The organism is Candidatus Methylomirabilota bacterium, from assembly GCA_003104975.1.
Classification (GTDB): domain Bacteria; phylum Methylomirabilota; class Methylomirabilia; order Methylomirabilales; family Methylomirabilaceae; genus Methylomirabilis.
In genome coordinates, this window is record PQAM01000015.1 from 138114 (window position 1) to 161366 (window position 23253).

Here is a 23253-nt window from a genome sequence, read left to right on the forward strand (position 1 = left end):
ATGCAATACGACGCCACCGCACGGAAAACCGTAGCATCTTATGACGTGTTTTCGAGATCGTCAAGCACTAAGTAGTATTTGCCAATCGAATTAACCAATATTTGCCATGTTCGTCTGGCGCCTTCGACGGCGAGAGGACATTGCGAAGGAGAGTCTGCGGAGGGCAATTACTCTATCTTTTGCGCTGGTACGTCTGCAGGATGGAGGACGACAGGGAGCGAGGCCAACGCTTCAACGACCTCGCGGTCGAACTGGACGCCCGCACAGCGACGAAGCTCGTCGATCGCCTGCTCATGCGCCCGTGGCGCCCGATATGGACGTGTGGTGGTCATGGCATCGTAGGCATCGGTTACCGCCAGGATTCTGGACGCCAGAGGGATCGCCGATCCGGACAGTCCGTCGGGATAGCCCCCCCCGTTCATCCATTCGTGATGATGCCGGACGATCACGGCCTCTTCTTGAAGGAAGCTGAACGGCAGCAGGATCTTCCAGCTCAATACGGGGTGCGCTTTCATCTGCTCATATTCCTCGGGCGTCAGCCGCCCCGGTTTCCTCAGAATGGCATCGGGAATCCCGACCTTGCCGATATCGTGGAGGGCCCCGGCATATCGGACCAGGTTTTCAACGTGGCTTCCCAGTCCCAACTGTCGACAGATCGCGACAGCCACCTTCGCCAGCCGCAACGAGTGTCCTTCGGTATACGGATCTTTCGCCTCGAGGGTGACGACCAGCGCGCGCATCCCGTCGAAGACGCTCGATTCGACCGCCGTGTAGAGGGAGACATTTTCAAGCGCCATGGACGCCTGTTGGGCGAGGATATCCAGCATCTCGCTGTCGGCCGCCGAGAATTGACCGGAATCGTGTCGACTGGCCAAGGCCATTCCGCCGACCTGTTGCCCCTTCACGGTCAGCGGAACCACGGTTGATGCACGCTCCGCAGGAAGACCGGCGGCGATCCAGAGATCGTCTGCACTCTCGACCTCATCGCCCGGTTTCACGATCTCGCCAAAGCCTCTGCACGCGGTGACGCGCAGTCTCCCCACGGTCTCCGATGCGACCAGGAGCGCCCCGCATTCCGCGCCGACGGCACGCATGGCCAGCTCCACAATCTGACCGGTGACGCGACCGAGATCGTAGGTTTCGCCCAGTACCTTGCCGGAGCTCGCAATCAACCGGAGCGCGCGACTTTTCCTGATGAGAATCTCCTGAGGCCGATGACCGTTCTGAGTCGACGACTGAAGCACATGCGCCCCAACCCCGTTCCCGGCCAGACCATGCAGGTGCTGAACGCGTCGGATCAGGGTCCGGACATCGTCCATATCAAAAGGTTTAATCAGGCAGTCGAACGCGCCGCGCCGCAGCGCAAACAACGCGTTCTCCACATCGACGTTCCCTGAAATCAAGACGACCGGAACCCCGGCAGCAATCGCGCTCGATCTGTCGAGGATCTCAAGGCCGGAGGCGCCAGGCATGGCGATATCGCTGATAATCAGGTGAAACGGCTCTGCATCGAGCTGCGCCATGGCCGAAGCGCCGTCAGCGCATAGGGTCACGCGGCATCGCTCCGCCTCCAGAAGGTCCCCAAGGAGCGTCAAGATATCCGGGTTGTCCTCGGCGACCAATACCCGCAACTCACTCGCCATGGCGGTACCTCGCGTGAGAGAGCATCAGGTCCGGCCGAGCAACTTGCTTTTGCTCAGCACGAACTCCTCCTTTGTCAGCAGACCCGTCTGATAAAGCCTTCCCAATCGTTCCAACTGATCCAGGATCTGCTCCTCCCTCCGCGACCCTTTGAGGACGGGAGAAGGGTTGGAGGGGAACAGACCGATCCCAGTAATAGCCTCGGAGACCGTCGTCTGCTGAGCATCTCGGGCGCCCGCCCGCATCGCCTGCTCCAGCTCTCGCTGACAGCGGCGGTTTTCTCGAATCAGCCTGATGCGTTCACAGGCGTTCCGAACCCTGACGCGAACCTCCCCGACGGTCAGCGGCTTCAGGATCAGATCGTGGGCGCCGGCCTCCGCCGCCTCAACCGCCACGTCCGGCCACCCGAATCCGGTCACCAGGATTCCGATGAGATCGGGATGCATCCGCCTCGCGCCGCGAATCAGCTCAAGTCCCGTCATGTCGGGCATACGATAATCGGTAATGAGCAGATCGAACGGCTTGTCCTGCAACAGCTTCCAGGCCGCTCGCGGATCGTTCGCGGCAGCAATGTGATAACGCCGGTCGCATGCCAAAAGATCGTGCAAAAGCGAGAGGATCGACTCGTCGTCGTCGACGATGAGCAGCGTATATGATTCCACCGCTACGTCTGCTCCTGCGATGACACTCTGAACGAGCCGCGGGATCACTACGAGGCCCTCCTCCGGCGAAGATCAGCAAGGCTCGTCTCACGCAGACGCGCCTTTTCATCCGGGTCCAGCGGCGCGCGTCCGATATCCTGAGCCGCCTCTTCAAGCATGGCGTCAATATCCGTCAGATAGGTCTCCGACGGCGGTAGGCGCTTCAGCCGTTCGACCACCTGCCCTGAGACCCGATCAAGGATCTGCCGCCGCTTCGCCTCAGTGGAGATGATCACCTCGTCACGAACCGCCGGGTAGACATCGGCGTCCCGCTCATCGCCGTCGTCTCCGCCTGTGCGGCTCCTCTCGTACGCCCTTACGACCTCGAGTATCCGGACCTGGTCGATTCGCACGGCCGTCCCCTCTGGGAGATCCGACAGATGATCTCCGCACTGCTTACGCCTGGGTCTTCAGCAACAACCCGTACAAATCCCGCATAGCCGCCCGGAGCTTCGTCATTTCCTCTGAAGGGATCTCCCTCACCACCTGGTTCGTATCCCGGTCGATGACCTTAATGGTGACGCTGTGGGTCTCCCGGTCGATGACGTAGGTAAGCCCGATATTCTGATGGGTCGTAAGACCCTCCAATACACGCCGCAAATCCGGACGGGCGACCTCCACCGCATGCTGCGCAGACGGCGCCGCACCCTCCGCCGGCTTGTCGGCGCCTCGTAACGGCGTCGATATGCCGCTCTCGCCTGCTGCCGGCCTGACGCCGGTCACCGGCTTAATCGAGCGGCCCTCTTGGTCTGTCTCTGCCATGGCCTTTTCCCCTGCTGCCAAGGGGCCTCCTTCTGCCTATTGCAAAATGAACCGCTGAGCGCTCAGAACACCCAGCGCCTTTTGCAGATCCACCAGTTGTTTGCGCAGCGCCGCCTCCCGCCTGTCCAATCGATTCTGCAGCGCAGTGATCTGCTGGTTGATGTTGTTCGTCTTTGACGTGGCGGTCGAGAGGCTACCGTCAATCAATCCGCCGGCATTGACGAACCCGTCCAGGCGGGCGATGAGCCTGACGGACACACCGTTGGTCGAGGCAAACAGATCAATCAACCCGCTGGGCGAGGTCGCAACCGCGTCGTCAAACTTGGCGGTGTCGGTAATGGAAAGGGTCCCATCCGAGGCCGCCGTAATCCCCACATCGGCCAAGAGGGCCGGGTTGCCCGTCTGTATACCGCTGACCGAGCCCCCGACCTCGGACCTGAGATTCGATGCCAGGGACACATACGCCGGCTCACCGGCCAGAGGACCCCTGCTCACCGCAGTGACCTCTGTGGCGTTGGTCCCGGACGTCGTCGCACTGGCCTTGACAGCGATCCGATCCCGTAAGAACGTCAAGGCCTTGTTATAGGCGTCCAGGAATGCCTGAACGCTCGCCTTTACCGCACCATTGTCCGGACCGGCTGTGAGGGTCACATCCGAGGCTGACGGCGCGAGCAGATTGATCGTCACCCCGGTCAGTGCGTCGCTGACGCTGTTGCTGCTCCGCGTGATACTCAGGCCATCCAACGTGAACTTCGCATCGAGCGCCGTATCGGCGAAAAGATAGCCGCCGGCCGTCCCTGAGGAAGCACTCTCGCTGTCGAGTTGGATCGCGTTGAGCAGTGTGCCGGTCGCATCGGCGACCCGGACCTTATTGGCCAGACCGGTCTGTTTACTGGTCAGGACCAAGCGGGCCGTGGTCGAGGTGTCGTTCACCACCGACGCGCTCACCTTGGCGCCCAGCGTCGTATCGCTGTTGATCGCCGTTGCCAGATTGGCCAGGATGGTACTGTTCGTGTCGCCGGCATTGACCGTGACGTTGATTGCGACGGCCGTCCCGCCGGTCGCCGGATCGGTCCCGTCGTAGGTTACCTTCACACTCTTTGTCCCGGCCCCCTCCGCCGTCACGACATCGGTAGCCGTGGAGACAAGCTGTTTTGAAACGACGGTGCCGGCTTTGGCGAGTTGCGCGACAGAGAGGGTGTGCACCGCAGCGACGGCGGCAGGAGAGGCGGTCGCCGTTGCGACCGTCGTATTGCTCGATCCGACCGTCTTGATCTGAAAGGGCGACAGGGTCCCCACCTGGGCCAGAGCCTGGGCCTTGGACCGCAATGCGCTCAACGCGCTCTTCAGGTCGCTGAACGTCGCGGATCGGCGGGAGAGCGTCATCTGATCGGACTGCAGTCCTGTAAGCGGTCGCCGCTCAACGGTCATGACACTCGTGACCAACGCTTCGATATTGAGTTGAAAGGCCGAGGCCGACAGAATCTCGGTGATTACCATGGCTCTACTCCTTTTCCTTCCGCATCAGATCGCGACGTCGCACCTCGAACTATTGATGGGAGCCTGGCGTAACGCCGTCTCCCATGCCTCCTTCAATTGGCGCAAGATCTTCGCCGCCTCGTGAAACGATCCCGAGTTGATCCTGTTCAGGCAGTATTCATACAAACGGAATAGTGCCACCGCGATCTCCTCATAATCAAAGTTCAGTGAGGCGATCAGTTCGGTGATGGCGCGTCGCGCGCGCACCGAATCACGACGGGCGCAGGCCGCGATCGCCACATCGTATACGATCAGAATAAGCTGCATCGGGGAGGCCCCCAGCACCTGGGCGCTCTGATACGCGGCCATCGGGTTCCCAATAAGGGGGACTGCCGGTCGCGTATCAGATCCGACTGTTGTGGAAACGGCGCCGACGTATGACATTCACTCCTCCTGAAATCGCTGTTCGTCCGCTAATCGCCGGCCTCCCCCTCCCTTCAGGGAGGAGGAAGGGGGAGGGGGAGGCCGGCCGACCGTCGAACGCTGACGGCTAGCTACCTACCCTACCTGAAGAGCGCTAAGACCGACTGCGGCCCGGAATTCGCCTGGGCAAGCTGGGCCGTCGCCAACTGCTGCAGGATCTGCAGTCGTACGGCGTTGACCTGCTCTGCCGCAACGTCGGCGTCCAATACCCTTGATTTCGCCGCCTGGGTGTTGGTGACGGCGACGGACAGATTGTCCGAGATACTCCGCAATCGGCTGGTCACCGATCCGATGTTCTGGATCTCCAGCCGGACCGACGTCAGCGCCGCGTCGACATAGGTCAGCGAGAGCGAGGCGTTAGTCGTCGTGTCGACCTCGATACTGGCATCCGTAATACCCAGGTCTGTCAACGAGAAATCCTGACTGATGCTGGCAAGGATCGTATCGCTCGCTTCAGCGCCGGTCAGGATTCGTTTTCCGGTAAAGGTGCCGTCCAGTAGTGTGACACCATTGAAGGTCGTCGAGTCGCGCAGGCGGGTAATCTCAGCCGACAGATCATCGATCTGCTGCTCGATGGCATCGCGCTCGCTGCTCCCGAGGTTGCTCGATGTCGCCTGTCGAATCAGGTCCTGAATATTCAACAGATTGTCGTGGATCGACTGCGCCGCGCCCTCCGCGATGGACAGCAGGTTCATCGATGTGCCGACCGAATCGAGTGCGGTCGCCAGACCCCTGGCCCGTGAGGTCAGTTTGCTGGCGATCGAATAGCCGGCCGGATCGTCGGCCGCCTCGTTGATCCGCTTGCCGGTCTGGAGCCGAAGCTGACTGATGCCCAGTTGATTGCCGATACTCCTCAAACTGTTTAATGCGTTGAAGGCTGCGATATTGGTGTTGATGCGTGTCAGATCACCGATGGCCATTGTGACTACCTCCGTGTAGCGGCAACGACACGATCCGTTGCCTGGTGTGTGGACCGGACATCCTTGCCCGACCCGAGATCGAGTTCATAAGTGAGAGTGCTCAGCGTTAAGTGATACGTGGTGAGTTCACGGTTCACGGGGGGCTGCGACCATCCTCCGCTACGGGATCGAGGGTGTAGGGTATGGGGTGTGGGGTGTGGGGTACCGAGGCGTGAGGGGTGAGGAGTGAGGCGTGAGGGGCGATGCACGTCGCACCGCGCATCACAAATCCCCCGGTGCCCCCCTTTTGTAAAGGGAGGGCGGGGTGGCGCATCTCGCACCGCTCCCGTTGTACGAGGCGGGCGAGGAGTTGCAACCGCTGTACGATTTCGGGCGTACCCGGCGCCAGGCGTTCGGCCTCAAGGAGTACAGCCAGCGCCTCTCGATACTCACCCGCCTCGAGCAGGCAGCAACCCAACAGAAACGGGATGCGGGCATCGCTCCGCTCCAGCTCCCACGCCCTTCGGCAGAACGCCGTCGCCTCTCGACGGTCGCTACGGGCATCGGCAAGGCAGGCCAGCGCGAAATAGGCCAGACCGGACGGTGTATGGGCTACAAGGCGACGGTAGGCCGCCTCGGCCTCCGTCAGGCGGCCCACCTTCAGCAGGGCCTGGGCCTGCAGTGTGAGTCCTCCGACATCGTTCGGGCGGACATCGAGAAACGCCTCGCAGGTCGTAAGCGCCTCCGCCCACCGCCCAAGTTCGGCATACGTCTCGGCCAATGTGAGACGTCCTTGCGGCATCTGTTCGAACAGTACCGCAGCCTTTTCCAGCGCCGTCGCCGCCTCCGCCCCTCGCCCCCTGAACTTGTAGACCTTTCCCATACCGAGGTGCGCCTCCGGCGAGTCCCGGTCAACGGCCAAGGCGGCCCTGTAGCAGTCGGCCGCCTGTTCCACCTGACCGAGCGCGAAGAGGCAGTTGCCCTTCAACGACCAGGCGTAGGCCGGATTCGGTTCATGGCCCACAACGCCATGGATACTCCGGCCCTGCCGCTTGACCTTCGCCAGATAGAGGTCAATCTGCCGTGCGGCGGCCTCATATCGACCCAGTTGCGTCAGCGCGATCGCGCCGGTCAGATGCGGCATGGCGTAGCCCTGGTCCTCATCCAGCGCGGCGACGCACTCCTGCCACGCCTCTTCAAACCGCCGTCGGTTGAGCAGGCAGGCGGCCAGGCTTCGCCGCGCGACCGATCGGTTGGAGGGCGGCAAACCGGGAAGCAACAGGGCGGTCCGATAGCACTCAATCGCCTCGGCAACCTTTCCTTCTAATGCATAGACCTCACCCAGGTGGAAATGGGCGGAGGGATCGTCCGGATGATCGTGAAGTTGCTGGTTCAACAGGCGGATGTTGCGCTGTCGCTTCACCGGCAGATCGACCCAGCGGCCGTGATACCCTCGATGATGGACCCGAATCTCAGAGGGGCTTATGGTCCCCCCCATTCGTGCAATCGACGGCGAGACCTGCTCGTGGACCCGTCCCTCAAACCGAATCTCAGGCCGGTTCCTGAACAGACGCGGGAAGGCGTTGATGACAGCGTGGCTGTTGCGCCGATCGTCCACCGGGCTCACGATATTGAGCAGATAGGCGGTCGGACCATCCGGGCGCAACAGGGCGCGCAGGCGGCCCTTATCCTCCTCGGCCAGGGCCTCGTCCGCATCCAGCACCAGGATCCAGTCGGAGAGGGCATGCGACAGCGAAACGTTTCGGGCGGCGGAAAAATCGTCGTCCCATTGATACGAAAAGATCTTCGCCCCGTACTGCCGCGCGACCTCGCTTGTTCGATCGGTTGAGCCGGTATCGACCACGACGATCTCGTCGGCGACGCCCTTGACGCTCTCCAGACAGCAGTCGATGTTCGTCTCCTCGTTCTTGACGATCATGCAGAGGGCGAGCGTCTGTCGGACGTTTGTTGGCTGATAGGATCGCGTTCCGCGTCGCCGCCTCTTCATTGAATGCTCCATGCACCTGTCGATCGCATTGAAGGTGTAACCACTACCAGTACTATCGGCACCGTGCAGGGGCGACATGAGCCTTTTCTAGTGAAACCGGAGAGGCGGTGATTCGAGGAAAACAGGAAGCGCAAACGGGGTGGGAGAGACGAACGGCTTTCGCGCGGACAACAACAGCCCCGGGTCATTTCCTATGCTGGAGGGCCTGTGCGATCACCTCGGACAGCTCGCTGATCTGATAGGGTTTTTGGAGAAAACCCGCCATCCCTTCGTCAAGCAACTGCTGAGCAACCTCGTTCAGGCCGTAACCCGTACTCAGAACGGCCCTGATACTCGGATTAAGCGCCTTCAGCGCACGGAAGCAGTCACCGCCCCCGAGCCGCGGCATGACCAGGTCGATTATGACGAGATCGATCCGATCACCACACCGCCGATAGTACTCGACCGCCTCTTGACCATCGGATACCGTTACAACGTCGTAGCCCATTTGGCGCAGCAACTCCGCGGAGGTGGCGCGGACAAGTTCCTCATCATCCACAAGTAGGATGCGCCCCCGGCCGGGTATCGGCTGGGCCTTTTCGATGGGGAAGGGCGCCGGCGAGACCCCGGTCGCCAACGGCCAATAGACCTTGAACGAGGTGCCGATCCCCTCCTCGCTGTAGATACGGATCGTACCGTCATGGTTCTTGACGATCCCGTACACCATGGCCAGCCCCATCCCCGATCCTTTACCCGATTCCTTGGTCGTAAAGAACGGTTCGAAGACGCGTTGCTGGATCTCTCGAGGGATACCCACGCCGGTATCCGTAACCGACAGCATGATATAGCGTCCGGGGGTCGCACCCTGGTGGGTGCGGCAGTAGTCTTCATCGAGCACAGCGACAGCCGATTCGAAATGCAGATTGCCGCCGTCCGGCATAGCGTCCCGGGCATTTACGGCCAGATTCAGGAGCACCTGCTGGATCTGGTTGGGATCGCCGAGCACGACCGACTCCTCGGCCAGCAGGCGCTGCGTGATGGTGATCCGCTTATCAATGGTTCGACTTAAGAGCTCGACCACCTCCCGCACGGCGTTGTGCGTATCGACAGGAACGTCCAGATGCTTACCGCCGCGCGCGAATCCCAGCAGCCGATTCGCCAGTTGCGCGCAGCGCTCTCCCGCGCCTTCGATCACCTGGGCGATCTGGTAGACGTCGCCGCCGGGTCGCCCGCGCAGTTTCAGCAGACTGGTATAGCCCAAGATCGGGGTCAACAGGTTATTGAAATCGTGTGCGACACCGCCGGCCAGCGTTCCGATCGCCTCCATCTTCTGCGCATGACTGAGTTGCGCCTCCAGACGCTTCCGTTCGCTGACATCCCTGGCAATCCCCTGCACCCCGACCACCTCTCCGTCCCGGTAGATCGGCCCGCTGCTGACCTCGAGCGAGACGCGACCGCCCGCTCTTGTCACGACCTCGAGTTCGTAGGCCTCTCCCGACGTCTCCCCGCGAACGTTCTGCTCCATCATCTCGTGATGGAGACCCAGGTATTCCGGGGCGATGATATGAGCGATGGGCATCGTCATCGCTTCACTGCGCGTGTAGCCGATGATCCGTTCGGCCGCCCGATTGAGGCTGGTCAAGCGCCCGCTCAGGTCGTGGGTATAGATGACATCGTTGGCGTTCTCACATAACTGGGCGTACTGTCGCTCCCGCTCGCGCAGTTGCCGGGTCCGCTCCTCCAGCAGATCCTCGACCGCCAGGAGCGACCGTTCGCGCCACACCTTTTCACACAGATCGATCAGGTACTCGGGATCGAACGGTTTGCGCACGTGCCCGTCCGCCCCGATCCGCATAAAACGCAGGGCCAGATCCGGACTCGGATTGGCGGTGATCATGATCGCCACCGTCCGTACGGCCGCCTGTTTGAATTCGCTGAGCAGTTGATCGGACGTCACATCCGGCAGATGGTAGTCGAGGATCGCCATCTGGGGCGAATGGTCACGGAAGAGGGATCGGCCTTCCTCGCCGGTAGACGCCGCCATGACCGTATAGCCGTGGGCCGCGAACGCGCGACTGAGGATTGTGGACTGCATGGGGCTGTCCTCGACGATCAGTACCCGCATCGACAGTCGGGGTCTGCGCCCCTCCAGGAGGGCCCGTACGCTGGCCCGCAATTCGGACGGCTCGTAGGGGGCGGCCAGAAAGGCATTCGCGCCGAGGTTGGCGGTAATCTGCTCGGCATCGGCACCGGAGAATGTCCAGGAGACGACAAGAATCGGGATCCGATTAAAGGCCGGATATTCCGGAGACCGGAGCAACCGACAGAAACGCCAGCCGTCGATCCCCGGCATGTACAGGTCGGTCACGATCACATCCGGCGGCCCCTGTTCGGCCATTAGCGTAAGCGCCTCTTCCGCGCTTCTGCAGGGACGGACGCGCAGCTCCTCCTTTTCCAGAAGCTTCGACATAAGCAGTAATTGCGAGAGGTCGTCATTGACGACGACGGCGACAGGACACGCACCGGTGGTCATGCCTCTCCCTCCTTCACAAATCGTGTGAGCGCCGGGATCAGCCGCGCAAGCGCGTCCTCCAGATCGCCGAGCGCCTGTGCGGCGCCGGTCAGGTCGCCCGTGCGACCCATCATCTCCAACCGCCCAAGCACCTGAACGGTAGTCCGCGCGTCGAACAGGCCGGCCGCCCCCTTGAGGGTGTGGGCGGCCCGCTCAAGCGTGGCACTGTCGCCGAGGCTGACAGCAGCGCGAATCTCCTGAACTCGCTTCGGGCAGTCAGCCAGGAATATGTCGATCAGTTTATAAAGCAGTGTCCGGTCTCCCTCGACTCGAACCAGGGCCGACTCCCGGTCGAAATCCGAGTCGGGTGCGGCAGTCTCGCCCGCGGTGACCGTCGATGTCGCCGTCCCCGTGCGATCCGTCGGAACAGCATCCGCCTGCGCTCCGGGCACATGTAGGCACAGACGAGCGACGGCCTCATAGAGCGCCTTCGGCTGAATCGGCTTTGAGAGATAGTCGTCCATTCCTGCCGCCAGGCAACGCTCCCGATCGCCGCTCATGGCATGAGCGGTCAGCGCAAGGATCGGCAGATGGGCGCCGCCGGCCCGCTCGCGCTCGCGAATGGCCGCAGTAGCCGAAATACCGTCCATTTCCGGCATCTGCACATCCATCAGCACCAGGTCGAACTCCTGCCGCTCGAGGGCGGTCAGTGCCTCACGACCCGTACCGGCGACAACGACCGTGTGTCCCGCCTTCTCCAGCAGACGGATCGCCAGTAGCCTGTTTACGGCCTGGTCTTCGGCCAGGAGGATACGGAGGGGACGAGACATGGCCGGGAGCGCGACCGGCCGATCCCCGCTCTCGCTCTTTACCTCGCCTGTATGCGGCCCGGTACCAACCGTCGCCTGGACGCCGAATCGTGCTGTAAAATGGAAGGTGCTTCCGAGACCTGGTTCACTCTCAACCCATATCTGTCCACCCATCATGGTGACCAGTCTGGCCGTAATGGTCAGACCCAGGCCGGTCCCTCCGTACTGGCGTGTCGTTGACCCATCTACCTGGGTGAAGGAATCAAAGATCGCCGCCTGCCTTTCGAGGGGGATCCCGATCCCGGTGTCGGCCACAGAGCAGTGCAACCAACACTGCCCAAGATCAGCTTCAATAAGGGCCTCCGCGCGAATTGTGATTCCGCCTCGTTCCGTGAATTTGATGGCGTTGCCGACCAGATTGACCAGAATCTGGCGCAGGCGCACCGGATCGCCGACAAGTACGGCCGGCATATCGGGCGGAAGATCCCACGCAAGCGTCAGACCATTCTGGCCGGCCTGCAGCGCAAGCGGCTGGAGCGTCGCGTGGAGAGTCTTGCCGAGGTCGAACGAGATGGCCTCCAGATTGAGCTTACCCGCCTCGATCTTTGAACAATCGAGAATGTCGTTCAGGAGACCGAGGAGCGATTCGGCCGAACTCTTCACCAGACTGAGGTACTCCCGCTGCTCCCGAGTCAGATCCGTGTCGAGCGCCAGCTCCGTCAGTCCGATGATCCCGTTCATCGGCGTCCGGATCTCGTGCGACATGTTGGCAAGAAACTCCGACTTAAGGCGGGCGGCGATTTCGGCCTGGGCCCTGGCCTGTTCCAATGCATTATTAGCGGTCTCGAGCGTGTCGGCATATTCGCGTACCTCTCGGGTACGATCCTGAACCTCCCGCTCGAGGCGCTCCAGATAGGTGCGGTGTTCCGCCAGGCGCGCGTCTCGTTCCTCCAGCATTGCCGCCATCAGCTCCTCGTGCTCGTCCTGGAAGACCTGGTACTGTTGGGTCAGTTGCTGAAGGCGGGTCTCGAGATACGCCAGGGTGTCGGCCTGATCGCCGTCGGCCGGTCGGTCCCGACACATCTCTCGACCAAAGATATCGTCAAGTTGTACCTCGGTGATGCTCACGGTCCCGCCTCAGATGTTGATCAGGGTATGCGCCTTGGCCAACTCAGCGTCCAGATCGTCATACAAGACCTTCAGGCCCTGACGATCGATCGATAACGCGGTCATCGTCGGGAGGCTCGGAGGGGCGATAGAGGAGGCGCCCATCGAACGGATCCCCTTTGAGGTACAGATGAAGTTGGCAATGTCGACCGCCTGCGCAATGGATTGCGATTCATTGCTGCAACGCTCCGGCGCGTGGTGGCAGCGGATCGCCGACAGGATGACCGGCGGGAAGCGCCACTGCTCCGCGACCCTCGCCCCGAACTGCGCGTGATCGAACCCAAGCTGCGCCCGCTCAGCCTGGGACAGTGAAACACCGGGCTTGAGGGTTGTGATTACTTCCGCGAAGGGCCGATGGAGGTACTGATCCAACAGGGCGATGCCCACATCGTGAAGTAGACCGGCCAGGAAGGCCTCGCTGAACGTCCGTAATCCGGCGCGCGACGCAACCAGACGCGCCGCCAACCCGACGCAGACCATATGCCGCCACAATCCCTTGCGGGTATACGATCCGACCACCACGTCGCCCTTAAAGCGTTCGGCGATCAGGGCGGTGACGGCCAGGTTTCTGACCTCGTTGGTGCCCAGAACATTGATGGCCCATGCAATCGTCTTGACCGGGCGGCGGAGGCCGTAGGCGGCTGAGTTTGCGGTACGCAGGATGCGGGCGGCGAGCGACGGATCGCTTCCCACCACCATCTCGAGGTCGGCACCGGTGGATCGGGGGTTATTCACCACATCGATGATCCGAAGGGCGATCTGTGGAATCGTGGAGATTTCTCGGACGCTTCCGATCAACTCATCCAGCGCCGGTACCGGTGTATCCACCGATGTCCCATGTGTGCTCAATGCAGCCATCTCCTCTCCTATTGATGCATTCCTATCTACGTTCTGACGTCATCGTGCCGGTCGCTCAGGCGCCGTTTGCCTCCCGACAGGCGTGATAGGAGCTCCGGGTACGGTTGGTCTAGATCACGGCCCGACATGTAGGTTATCGTATCGGTAGGGTGATTTCTTTAGCGGATTCTATTGCGACGGTACTCTCAGAACGACACGGAGTCCCGAGAGAAGAAAGGCGCGTTACAGGAGTGCGGATTCGAGGGGGAGCGCTTCTTGGGCCTGTTCTGTCACGGCCTGAAGGATCGATCGAAGGTCTTCCGGAGGGTTCACAGACAACGCATATTCGGCGGCTTGCAGCGCCTTGATCGGCTGTCCGGCGCCCAGCGCGACGATCGCCAGCCCGCTCCAGTCGGCCGGTATTGGATTGGTCATGGCGCAGAGAGCCTCATATACCGAGACAGCCGCCGTCCACATCCCCAGACTTCGCAGCGCCTGACCGACGAGGCGGTAAAGATCGGGGTCGACGACCCCTCGCTCCAGAAGCGCATACCCCTCATCTGCCACGTCCGACCATTGTCCCAGTTGTACATAGGCCCGGCAGAGACCGAGGCGAGCATCCCGCGACTCGGACTCTCGGACCAGGGCTTCCTGAAATGCCTGGACGGCCTTATCGAAATTGCCGAGGTGGTGATGCGTCGTCCCGATATTAATCAGCAGTGAGGCGGTTGCATCCCCCAGACGGCGTGCGGTTTCGAAGGCTTCGAGGGCGGCATGGGGCCGGCCCAAGACACGGTCGATCACACCCAACATTGTATGGGCGCCGGGGAAATCCGGATTCAAACAAATCGCCTGATCAAGGGCATCCCGAGCCGCATCGTATCGCTGGAGCTTACACTCGACCGTTCCCTTCAGCAACCACGGCAGCCACGGGACAAGCCGGACGGGATGTCCAGGCGGCTCGGGACGCTGCGCCCATTCAATCGCCATACCGTAGGACTCGCGTGCGTTCTCCAATTCTCCCTTGTTCTCGTGGGCCTGGCCCAGGTAAAGATAGGCCGATGCGAGCGCGGGCCACAGATCAATCGCCTGACGAAGAACAACAATAGCCTCATCACACCCCCCCCGTAAGAGGTGGAGCGCGCCGAGTTGCTGGTAGGCCACGGCGGCGGTGGCATTGCTGATGGTTCGTTGCCCGTGATCGCGCTCGTGCGTCAACAGCGTAAGCGCCTTCTGATAGCTCGCAATCGCCTGATCATGCCGCGAGAGCGTCAGATAGGTCTCCGCCAACTGAATCCAGGTCAGGCTGTCATCCGGCGTACGCGCGGCCTGGCCTTCCAACAGATGAAGGTTCCGCATTGCCTTGACTCGCATGACCTCGTCGGACTGCAGGTAACCGAGGTGCTCAAGCGTGATCTCCGAATGGACGATCTTACCCTTGCCTCTCAGGGACGGTAGCAGGCATTCGTGTACGATCCCCTCGTACCGCGCCCCGACCCCGTTTCGGAACAGCCGCGGCAGCCACTTAAGCGACATCGTACCCAGCGCACTGCCGCCATGGGTCGGACACTGCAGCCTGACGAGATAGGCCGCGACCCCTGGGACCTCGATACGGTCACGCATGATACGCCCGCCGTCGCCGGACAGCCGTTCATCGGCGTCCAATACCAGGATCCAATCGCCGGTGGCATGACAAAGAGAACGGTTCCGGGCCGCGGCGAAGTCATCGCGCCACTCCTCGTGGAAGAGTCGCGCTCCGGCAGCCTTGGCGATGTCCACCGTCCGGTCCGTCGATCCCGTATCGATAACGATGATCTCATCAACGAACGGTGTGGCGCTCGCGAGGCAATCGGAAAGATACTGTTCCTCGTTCTTTACAATCATGCAGAGGCTTAGTGTCGACCGCTTTTTCTGTTTCTCACGCATCGTCATCAACGATGTTCGGGTCTTCACATCCGGCCTGCAGGCGCTTCAACCATTCCGACGCGCGCACCAGGTCGGCGGACAACCGGATCACCGTGTTGTCGCCGGCCGACCGGAGAGACCGGTTCCTGCCACCAGCGACCGTCGACCTCGCACCGATGGTCGACGCCGACATCGGGGAGCGGGACCGAGAGAGGCACGCCGGAAATCGATGGAGGCGGAAAGCGATACCCCTTTTCGTACGGGGAATCCGCCGGGATGCCCCACTTGCGTTTGAACAGCTTCCAATTGCGCATGAGACTCTGGCGGTAGTCGATCTTCGCCGCCTTGAACGTCTGGCTGCCGGCATGGTGGATGAAGACGTCCAGCGCAATCCGCGCCCGAAAACCGACCTGGAACGCCCGAATACAGAGGTCGTCATCTTCAAAGTTACCGCTGCCGAACCGCTCATCCAGGCCACCGATGCGCGCCACGACCTCTGTACTCATGAGCAGGCAGAAGCCCACAACTCGTGTGGCCTCCCGGCTTTGGCCGGCGTGGTCTGTCGCCCATTGAGCAGCGAATGCGTCGAACTCCTTTGGGTTCGTGTAAGAGGCATCTCGCACCAGTTGTGGACCAGACACATAATTGGATACCGGTCCGACGATGCCAACGTCGGGATGTGTCCGGAAAATCCGCAGCATCCGCGTAAGCCATCCCGCGGTGACGATCGTATCGTTGTTGAGCAGCAGCACATACTCGCCTCCGGCCAGCGCAAGCCCTTGGTTGTTTCCGGCGGCAAAGCCTCGATTCGTACGATTGGCGATCGCACGCACATTGTCGTGGGCGGCCATATAGCCGCGCAGGTAGTCGAGTGTCCCATCGGTAGAGGCGTTATCCACGATGATCAACTCGTGCGGTTCAGGTGTACAGGCTTCAATACTCGCCAGACATTTCGTCGTATGTTCGAGCCCATTGTGCGTGAGGATAATAATAGACGTAAGGCGTGAGGCGTGAGGCGTCAGGGGTGAGGCGTCAGGGGCAAGCGGTGCCTCCCGCGCTTTTGTCGGCTTAAACCATGTAATCCCCCACAGCTCCATCGGGCTCGGCACACTACCGACGCCATAGTGGGCTTCGAGCTTGGCGTACAGTCGATCGGTGCTCTCCTGGACAAGCTGCGACGTCTTCGTCTCCGTCTCCGACTTGAAGCTGACCTGACCCTCGTGGTGAATGAAGGTATCGGTAGCCACAAGCAATTTATAACCCTTCAGACGCAATCGCCATGACAGATCCAGGTCGTCATTACCCACAAACAGCGCCTCATCCAGCAGACCGATCTCATCCAGCACCCGACGCGGTACCATCAGACAAAAACCGGTCAAGAGCTTCGTCTCGATACCTTTACCGGCGTTGACCCGGGCAAGCAGGTCCGATACCTCACTCAACGCCATACGCTTCGGCGCGCCATCCGGCAGGTGTCGATCAATATTCTGCAGTTCCGCGGCATAATCCGACACCGGTCCCACCGCTCCAACCCCTGGACCGGAATGGCCGATCAATCGATTCAACCATCCCGGTGCGACGACAGTATCGGGATTGAGCAGAACGATATATTCTCCGGCTGACGCGCGGATGCCCTGGTTGCAGGCCGCTGAAAAACCAACGTTAGCTTGATTGAGGATGGTCGTGATCCGACCTTGGTACTCGCGGAGGATCGATCTGGTCTTATCGGTCGAAGCGTTGTCCACGACAATCGTTTCTATAGGGGTATCGGTAGAACCGAAGACGCTGTCCAGGCAGGCGCGGATGGTTCGGGCTGAGTTGTAGGCGACGATGATGATGGACGGGAGGCGGGAGGCGGGAGGGGGGAGGGGGAATTCCGAGGTCACGGCATATGGTTTGCGCCCATCCAAAACGGGCTGGTTGTCCTCCAGAAGCATCAGGTTATCCTTGGCGACGGTATTGCCGGGATCAAGCGCGAGTACCCGCCGGTAAAAGGCTTCCGCATCTTCTGGACGGCCGGCTTCTGCGTAGCAGTTGCCGACCAGCAACAGCGTCTCCACATCTTCCGGGTTCTCCCGAAGAATCGTGGCATACGCCTGGACTGCCTCAGCATATCGCTCGGTACCGAGGCAGAGACGGGCCAGGACCTTCAGGGCATCGAGATTGGTCGGCTGCAGTCTGAGCGCCTGGCGCGCAGCCGTCTCAGCCTCTCGGGCATGCCCCTGGAACAACAAGACAGCGGCCAGATCGGTATGGGCCGGCGCGTATTCCGGGTGGAGGACGGTCGCCTTTGTAAACTCGCGGCGCGCAGCCTCGATGTCACCGAGGCGTAGCAGGACATTGCCAAGCGCCGTTATTAATTGCGGTTCGTTGGGAAGGAGCTGGAGCGCCTCATTGAGACATCGCTGCGCAGCGGGCAGATCACCCTCGGCAATGTGTTGCTCGGCTTGCCGCGTGAGATCTGCCACCTCCGTAGGCGGTACCGACGGCTGGGCGGCTCGATTCTGGTGACGAATAACGGTACCAAGCCGATCCAGATATGCCTGCTGGGCCTCACGAACAGTCGGCGCGGCATGGACGGCATAGCGCTCATAGATCGTGCGGGTCGCCGTAATGGCATGTTCGTCCAGTCGATTGCGATGGCCGGAACCTACAGCAACACAATACTCAGCCGTAACTTGTGGGACATGGACAAAGTCGCTTATCCGTGACAGCTTGATCAGGAAATCCCAATCCTCAAGCATGGTGAGCTCTTCATCGTGGCCGCCGATCTTTTCACACGCGGATCGACGATGCATGAGGCAAAGGTTCGGGATATAATTGGCAACCAGCATCTGGTGAGGGTTGAAGGGGCGATTGTAGGTCACTTGACGGCGAAGAGACTCACGCTGACCGTTACGCTCGATCTGGGTCACCTCCGTCGCGAGGGCATACGCGGCTACATGATCGGGGTGCGCGTTCAGCGCAGTTGTAAGCACCGCGATGTGATCAGGCAGATACCGATCGTCGTCGTCCAGGTAGGCGATGTATTCGCCGCGGGCCAGCTTTAGCCCGGTGTTACGAGCAGCGCCTGTGCCGCGATTGCGATCATGGACCACGTAGGTCACAGGACGCTGTTGGCGATAGGTATTCACCACTTCCTGGAGATCAGCATCCCCATCGTTGACAATAATGATTTCTATGTTCGGGTAGGTCTGACCGGTAATACTGTCCAGTGTTGTCCTCAATGTTTCCGGCCGATTACAGGTGGGAACAATGACCGACACTAAGGGCGAATGCGAAATCGATACCGGCGTTGTCGGCGTGATATCTACACGGCTGCTTTGCAGAACATCGGCTCGAATAGAGTGCATCTCCTCGCTGATGCGCGGCGGCATCGTAAACTCGGTAGAGGATGTTCCAGCCTGAATGAGACTGTCCCATGCGCTGATGATGACATCCCACCTGAAGCACTCGCTCCAATGTTCGTATCCCAATCGCGCGAGCCTCTGGAGAACGTACGGATTCTTTAGGAGCCGCGGTAAGACGTGAGAGAATTCCTCGAGTGGCACCACGAGTCCGCCGGCATTATCGTGTACGCCGCCACACTCCGGGGTTGCTAACCATGGTTTGGCGTGGCTCATTGCCTCAAGTATCGTGACGGGCGCTACCTCTCCACGGGAGGCGAGCAGGAGAACGTCCGCCGCATCGAGTGCCGCCGCAATATCGCCGCAAGACAGACCGGGAATCAGCATGAATCTGGGATCTCGTCGAACTGCCTCATGTACCTGCCGATCGTATTGGATATCGCCGGACGAATGCCCGATCATCACAAGCCGCCAGTCGCCGTCCATTTTTGACAGCGCATCCATCAGACCCAGATGGTTTTTTACTGGCCACAGATTGGCAATGTGCAACAACAGAGGCGTAGATTCCGGAATACCGTAGCGTGCCCGAAATCCGTCGCTGCCCGTGTTGCGTTCGACCGCATTCTGGATATACACGAATGGGATGCCCTCCTCAGTCAGATACTGTACGACAGCGCCGCCGGTCGAGATGGTGACCACCGCATGGACCCGCTTGAGAATCTGCGTCAAACGGGCTCGAAAGTCGCGGTTGTTGCACCATCGCGCAAATCCATCGGCATTAATCAGCGGCTGCGCAATGATGCGGGTATGCTCAGGAATCTCCAGTCCTTCCAGGGACCAGAAGACCCAGTTGCGCGGATCGGCCAGCAGGATACAGGCGTCGTAGCGACCGGAGAGAATCAGCTCGCGTAGTTGCAGTGCGGCGTGCGGGAGTCGTTGTCCGGTAACAGGGACTGGATCCAGCGAGTGAATCGTCATCCCGTAATAGTCCGTGAAGTCCCTTTTGTCCGACCGTTCGGTCGCAACATGTACCTCGTATCCCTTGGCGATCAGTGCCTTGCCCAACTGCGCCGCAATTGTCTCGAGGCCTCCGACCGAGGGTGGAAAGTGGGTACAGACGATGAGTATATGAAGGGGGTGGTCGGGCTTCTTACTGAACAGCCGAGGATGGTTGGCCCGTATCTGGACACACAACTGCTCACGTCGAGCGTTGGCTTCTGCCAACATACTATTCGCCCGTTTACGGTACAGGAACAGCGGCTCGGGAATCAGCGCACCTGTCCAGCCTCTTTCCAAGGCGCCCAGCCAGAAATCCCAGTCCTCGTACGCATTCAAATTGGTGTTATATCCCCCCACCGCCTCGAACAGTTCACGGCGGTAGAGCGAACAGTACGGAATGCGGTTGTCTCGCAGTTCCGTCTCCAACGTGAACGGACCGGTGCGCCAGACATCGGTCTGATCGCCGAAGTGTTGAATGTAGGTAAAGGCCACTCCGGCCTGCGGTTGATTCTCCAGTAGGGCTACGGTCTTTTCCAGCATTACCGGGGCCAGACGGTCGTCCGCGTCGAGCGGCAGGATGTATGTGCCGATCGAGGCGTTGATGCCGGCGTTGCGAGCATCAGCCAGGCCGCCATTCGCTTTTTCAATCAGGCGGATCCGTTTATCGGCATAGCGTGCGATCAGCTCTTGTGAGATTTGGCTGGTCTGATCCGGGCTACCATCATTGACGATGACGCATTCCCAGTGACGAAACGTTTGCGCGACAACGCTCTCGACCGCCTCCGGCAAGTATTGTGCCTGGTTGTAACAGGGAATGACGACCGAGACAAGTGGCGACGTCGCTTCAGTCTGCTGTGCCGTCAGTTCAATCTCTTGATGGCACCCATGGGAGGTAAAACCTGAATAGGCATCAACTTTGAGCCGATAGCCTTCATCAAAGAGTCGCGCAAGTTGCTCAGGCGAGTGCTCAGGCTTGCTGCCAGCCCGGTTCCGACATACGGTCTGCACTATGTTGATCGGGACACAGAACGTAATCGACTGTTCATAACACAGCAGACGACTGTGATCGGCTCTGAAACTGGAAGCACATGCGGCAAGTTGGGCTTCGAGCGTATTCGGATTCGTGAAATCGAGCGCTTCGAGCAGGGGTAGCATCTCCCGTGTACGATAGACCGAGCTCGACACCTCCAAGGGATAGCCGAAGTCATGGTCGGCGACTGTCCAGTCATAGATGAGGATGGCCCGAGCGATTACCTGAAACTCGGGCAGCCGTTGTGCCATATTTAACGGGTAACAGTATGTAGTGTTCTTGCCCAGCCGGAGTGAGAACCCAAGCGCCTCCGAATGCGCCTTCAGTTGCTCGGTCACCTCATTCAACCAGAAATCGCTGACGAAGATGTTGTCATCCACCATGAACAAGACATACTGAGCGCCGGAAATGCTGGAAAGGAGATCGGCTTTGAAGGTCCGCTCTGGCAAGAATTCGACAAATGGATAGTCGGCGGCCAACTGCTGATACTGGAACTGATGTGTCTCGTCAGAGGCTCTGTAAATGACCTTGAGGGTAATCTCATCACGGTCTTGACAGTGTAACAGGAAGGAGCGCAACGTCCCATCCAACTGGAAGGCACGATCTTTGCTGAAGGCCACGCCAACCGTTTTGGCGTTGTCAGCTTGCGGTCGGACAGTCGTTGAGAGGGCGGTTTGCGTTACCCCTGAGCTACGATCTTGATCCATCTTCACCGCCTCCACATGATAGCCGACCGTAAACTTATCCATGAAGCACTTATCGTCGAGCGCAAACAGATAGCGTGGCAAGAGTTCGCTAAAGAGGTGACGAAGGGCATCACCTTCGCTACCATGCAGGTGTTGATGCTGCGGCCACGTCCCAGCGACGCGCGCACATTCTTGCGCCAGCAGCTTAAAGAAGCCGCCATTCGAAACGACCTCACCCACCTCCAGACCACACTGGGGGCAAAAATGTCTGTACCATTCCGGCGTGAAGCCGCCATAAAAGTGATACGGCAGTTGGTGCAAACCGGAACCGAGTGGAGCAGTAATGAAGGCCCTCCCACGGGGGCGTAAGATTCGGCTGATTTCTCGGATTACCTCTATAGGTCTGGAGACGTGCTCCAGCACCTCGGTGCAGACAATCACGTCAAACGATTGATCTGGTACGGGGATAGCCGTAATGTCGGAAACATAGTCAATATGCCCATAGTCCTTTGCGCCACCGAGCTTCTCATCGCCTATGTACTTTTTGAAATCGTGGGTCTTATAGTCGCAGTGAGCGAACAGTGGCCGGTACGGGCACGTACCAGCCCCAAGATCAAGGACGCGAGCGCCTGCGGGGACCGCGCGGGCCTTGGCGGCAATCCAACGGTCGCGAGCGCGTTGATTGAAATCATGAATCTCATCCAATGGCAGCGATGAGCCTTCGCAAGCGAGGAGGGCAAGGGCGAGTGTAAGCGGATCGCTGATCGGTGTTTGAGTAATAGATGGTACCGCAGGGAAGGTACCCGATAACGCCGCTCGCAGTTGCGCTTTCCATACCTCGAAGGTAGGTCGTTCCGCTAAGGAAACGGTACTCTCTAGGAGCAGTTCCTCAGCTATGTGCAACTGAACTTCAAGCGGGCGGCATTCACTTTTGAGTGCGACCGCCTCAACGTTTGCCAGATACGGCTGATGGCCCCACACCGATGAGCTGGTTTTGATCTCTCCAAATCCGAGAAGCTTCAACGTGCGTTCGAACCGATCCGGAAACCAGCAATCGAGATGGTAGGCCCATGCAGCGGCCTGATCACCGACCAGATGACGTACGGCGGCCATCTTGATATGCCATGCCGCATCTGAAACAAGTGTTCTAGCGCTTCCCATCAGGTCGGGGGTCTCGATCCGCAAGACACCGCCGACCTTGAGCCAATCATGCCATCTGATCAACATTGCCAGCGCCGTAACCCTATTAAAGTGTTCAAACACATGATGCAGACGAATTTCGTCCACGCAACCGCTTGGGAATCGCAACTGACGAATATCGGTATATAGATCGGCCTTGACCTGCATTACGTTGTGTTCGGAAAGCGGAAAGTCAATGTTGATGTAGCCATCCAGACAAGATTCACCACAACCTAAGTGCAACCGGAGAGGTCGACCATCATGCCACAGGCCGATTTGGCGAAGTTGATTCAAAGTGACCCCAGGGTCAGATACGTCAGATATATTTCCAGTTGCTTGATCAGTGGCCACGACAGTTGTTCCTCCATATCAGGAGTTTCTGGCGTTCCTTCGACTATATCGACGTTGACGCCCCCAACGAGTTCGATAGGTTGCGCCGATTCGATCCTGAAGAAGGTTATGCGCTTTATGTCGTTCTCTCTGAAGCGCAACGCTGGCTATACGTTACACTGGCTTCTTGATCGGTGACGCAAGCACCATGCCATTGGGAACGGTTTGAGCTATTCCACGCAACTCATTAAAAACGATGTGGTCAATCCTTCTCCAGTAGACCCCATTCAGGGGATTGAGTGATCACATATCACTAGATCGGGCAAATTTTGCCGTCAGCCAGAAGCGATGGAGCAAAACATGCGCGACGCACAACGCAGGCGAAGCGTGAGAAGTCGATCTGGTGACGTATGGCCATCTTAGCGAGTATACCCACCCCGCTGACCCATTATCCTCCTAATACATCAGATCGAACCTGCTGATCTTCCCCCGGCAGCGCG

The 23253-nt window shown here is 59.9% G+C and carries 14 protein-coding genes; all 14 read right to left on the minus strand.

Annotated elements, in window-relative coordinates; all coding sequences use genetic code 11:
- Positions 1 to 167: 167 nt before the first annotated feature.
- The 14 genes from C3F12_12240 to C3F12_12305 all read right to left on the minus strand — a co-directional run bounded on the left by C3F12_12240 (position 168) and on the right by C3F12_12305 (position 22914).
- A complete protein-coding gene (locus C3F12_12240) occupies positions 168 to 1643 on the minus strand; it encodes a hypothetical protein (protein ID PWB44000.1) in 1476 nt (491 codons plus the stop codon).
- Positions 1644 to 1667: 24 nt separating this feature from the next.
- Positions 1668 to 2351 (minus strand): hypothetical protein, encoded by a 684-nt coding sequence (locus tag C3F12_12245; protein ID PWB44001.1) that lies wholly within the window; start codon positions 2349 to 2351, stop codon positions 1668 to 1670.
- Positions 2351 to 2695 carry a hypothetical protein gene (locus tag C3F12_12250; GenBank protein ID PWB44002.1) on the minus strand — a complete coding sequence of 115 codons (345 nt, stop codon included), beginning with the start codon at positions 2693 to 2695 and terminating at the stop codon, positions 2351 to 2353. The genes C3F12_12245 and C3F12_12250 overlap by 1 nt, the downstream gene beginning before the upstream one ends.
- Positions 2696 to 2738: 43 nt before the next feature.
- Positions 2739 to 3104: a hypothetical protein gene (locus C3F12_12255; GenBank protein ID PWB44003.1), complete on the minus strand. Its 366-nt coding sequence runs from the start codon at positions 3102 to 3104 to the stop codon at positions 2739 to 2741.
- Positions 3105 to 3140: 36 nt separating this feature from the next.
- On the minus strand, positions 3141 to 4604 hold the full coding sequence (locus C3F12_12260; protein ID PWB44004.1) for a hypothetical protein: 1464 nt from the start codon (positions 4602 to 4604) through the stop codon (positions 3141 to 3143).
- A gap of 24 nt (positions 4605 to 4628) precedes the next feature.
- A complete protein-coding gene (locus tag C3F12_12265; GenBank protein ID PWB44005.1) occupies positions 4629 to 5027 on the minus strand; it encodes a flagellar protein FliS in 399 nt (132 codons plus the stop codon).
- 119 nt (positions 5028 to 5146) lie between these two features.
- The gene (locus C3F12_12270; GenBank protein ID PWB44006.1) at positions 5147 to 5986 is read right to left on the minus strand and encodes a flagellin; all 840 of its coding nucleotides are present in this window, start codon (positions 5984 to 5986) and stop codon (positions 5147 to 5149) included.
- 133 nt (positions 5987 to 6119) lie between these two features.
- Positions 6120 to 8051, minus strand: a complete 1932-nt coding sequence (locus C3F12_12275) for a hypothetical protein (protein ID PWB44007.1) — start codon at positions 8049 to 8051, stop codon at positions 6120 to 6122.
- 106 nt (positions 8052 to 8157) lie between these two features.
- The gene (locus tag C3F12_12280; protein PWB44008.1) at positions 8158 to 10485 is read right to left on the minus strand and encodes a hypothetical protein; all 2328 of its coding nucleotides are present in this window, start codon (positions 10483 to 10485) and stop codon (positions 8158 to 8160) included.
- A complete protein-coding gene (locus C3F12_12285; GenBank protein PWB44009.1) occupies positions 10482 to 12401 on the minus strand; it encodes a hypothetical protein in 1920 nt (639 codons plus the stop codon). The genes C3F12_12280 and C3F12_12285 overlap by 4 nt, the downstream gene beginning before the upstream one ends.
- Positions 12402 to 12410: 9 nt before the next feature.
- On the minus strand, positions 12411 to 13298 hold the full coding sequence (locus tag C3F12_12290) for a hypothetical protein (protein PWB44010.1): 888 nt from the start codon (positions 13296 to 13298) through the stop codon (positions 12411 to 12413).
- A gap of 222 nt (positions 13299 to 13520) precedes the next feature.
- Positions 13521 to 15230 (minus strand): hypothetical protein, encoded by a 1710-nt coding sequence (locus tag C3F12_12295; protein PWB44011.1) that lies wholly within the window; start codon positions 15228 to 15230, stop codon positions 13521 to 13523.
- Positions 15227 to 22591: a hypothetical protein gene (locus C3F12_12300; GenBank protein PWB44012.1), complete on the minus strand. Its 7365-nt coding sequence runs from the start codon at positions 22589 to 22591 to the stop codon at positions 15227 to 15229. The genes C3F12_12295 and C3F12_12300 overlap by 4 nt, the downstream gene beginning before the upstream one ends.
- Before the next feature lie 122 nt (positions 22592 to 22713).
- Complete coding sequence (locus C3F12_12305) at positions 22714 to 22914, minus strand: hypothetical protein (protein ID PWB44013.1); 201 nt, start codon at positions 22912 to 22914, stop codon at positions 22714 to 22716.
- Positions 22915 to 23253 lie beyond the last annotated feature (339 nt).

What these genes read in the sequence shown, in the direction of transcription:
- C3F12_12240 (PWB44000.1), bottom strand. Translation starts at nt 1,643, where the DNA reads ATGGCGAGTGAGTTGCGGGTATTGGTCGCCGAGGACAACCCGGATATC.
- C3F12_12255 (PWB44003.1), bottom strand. Translation starts at nt 3,104, where the DNA reads ATGGCAGAGACAGACCAAGAGGGCCGCTCGATTAAGCCGGTGACCGGC.
- C3F12_12260 (PWB44004.1), bottom strand. Translation starts at nt 4,604, where the DNA reads ATGGTAATCACCGAGATTCTGTCGGCCTCGGCCTTTCAACTCAATATC.
- C3F12_12265 (PWB44005.1), bottom strand. Translation starts at nt 5,027, where the DNA reads ATGTCATACGTCGGCGCCGTTTCCACAACAGTCGGATCTGATACGCGA.
- C3F12_12270 (PWB44006.1), bottom strand. Translation starts at nt 5,986, where the DNA reads ATGGCCATCGGTGATCTGACACGCATCAACACCAATATCGCAGCCTTC.
- C3F12_12275 (PWB44007.1), bottom strand. Translation starts at nt 8,051, where the DNA reads ATGTCGCCCCTGCACGGTGCCGATAGTACTGGTAGTGGTTACACCTTC.
- C3F12_12280 (PWB44008.1), bottom strand. Translation starts at nt 10,485, where the DNA reads ATGACCACCGGTGCGTGTCCTGTCGCCGTCGTCGTCAATGACGACCTC.
- C3F12_12290 (PWB44010.1), bottom strand. Translation starts at nt 13,298, where the DNA reads ATGGCTGCATTGAGCACACATGGGACATCGGTGGATACACCGGTACCG.
- C3F12_12300 (PWB44012.1), bottom strand. Translation starts at nt 22,591, where the DNA reads ATGCAGGTCAAGGCCGATCTATATACCGATATTCGTCAGTTGCGATTC.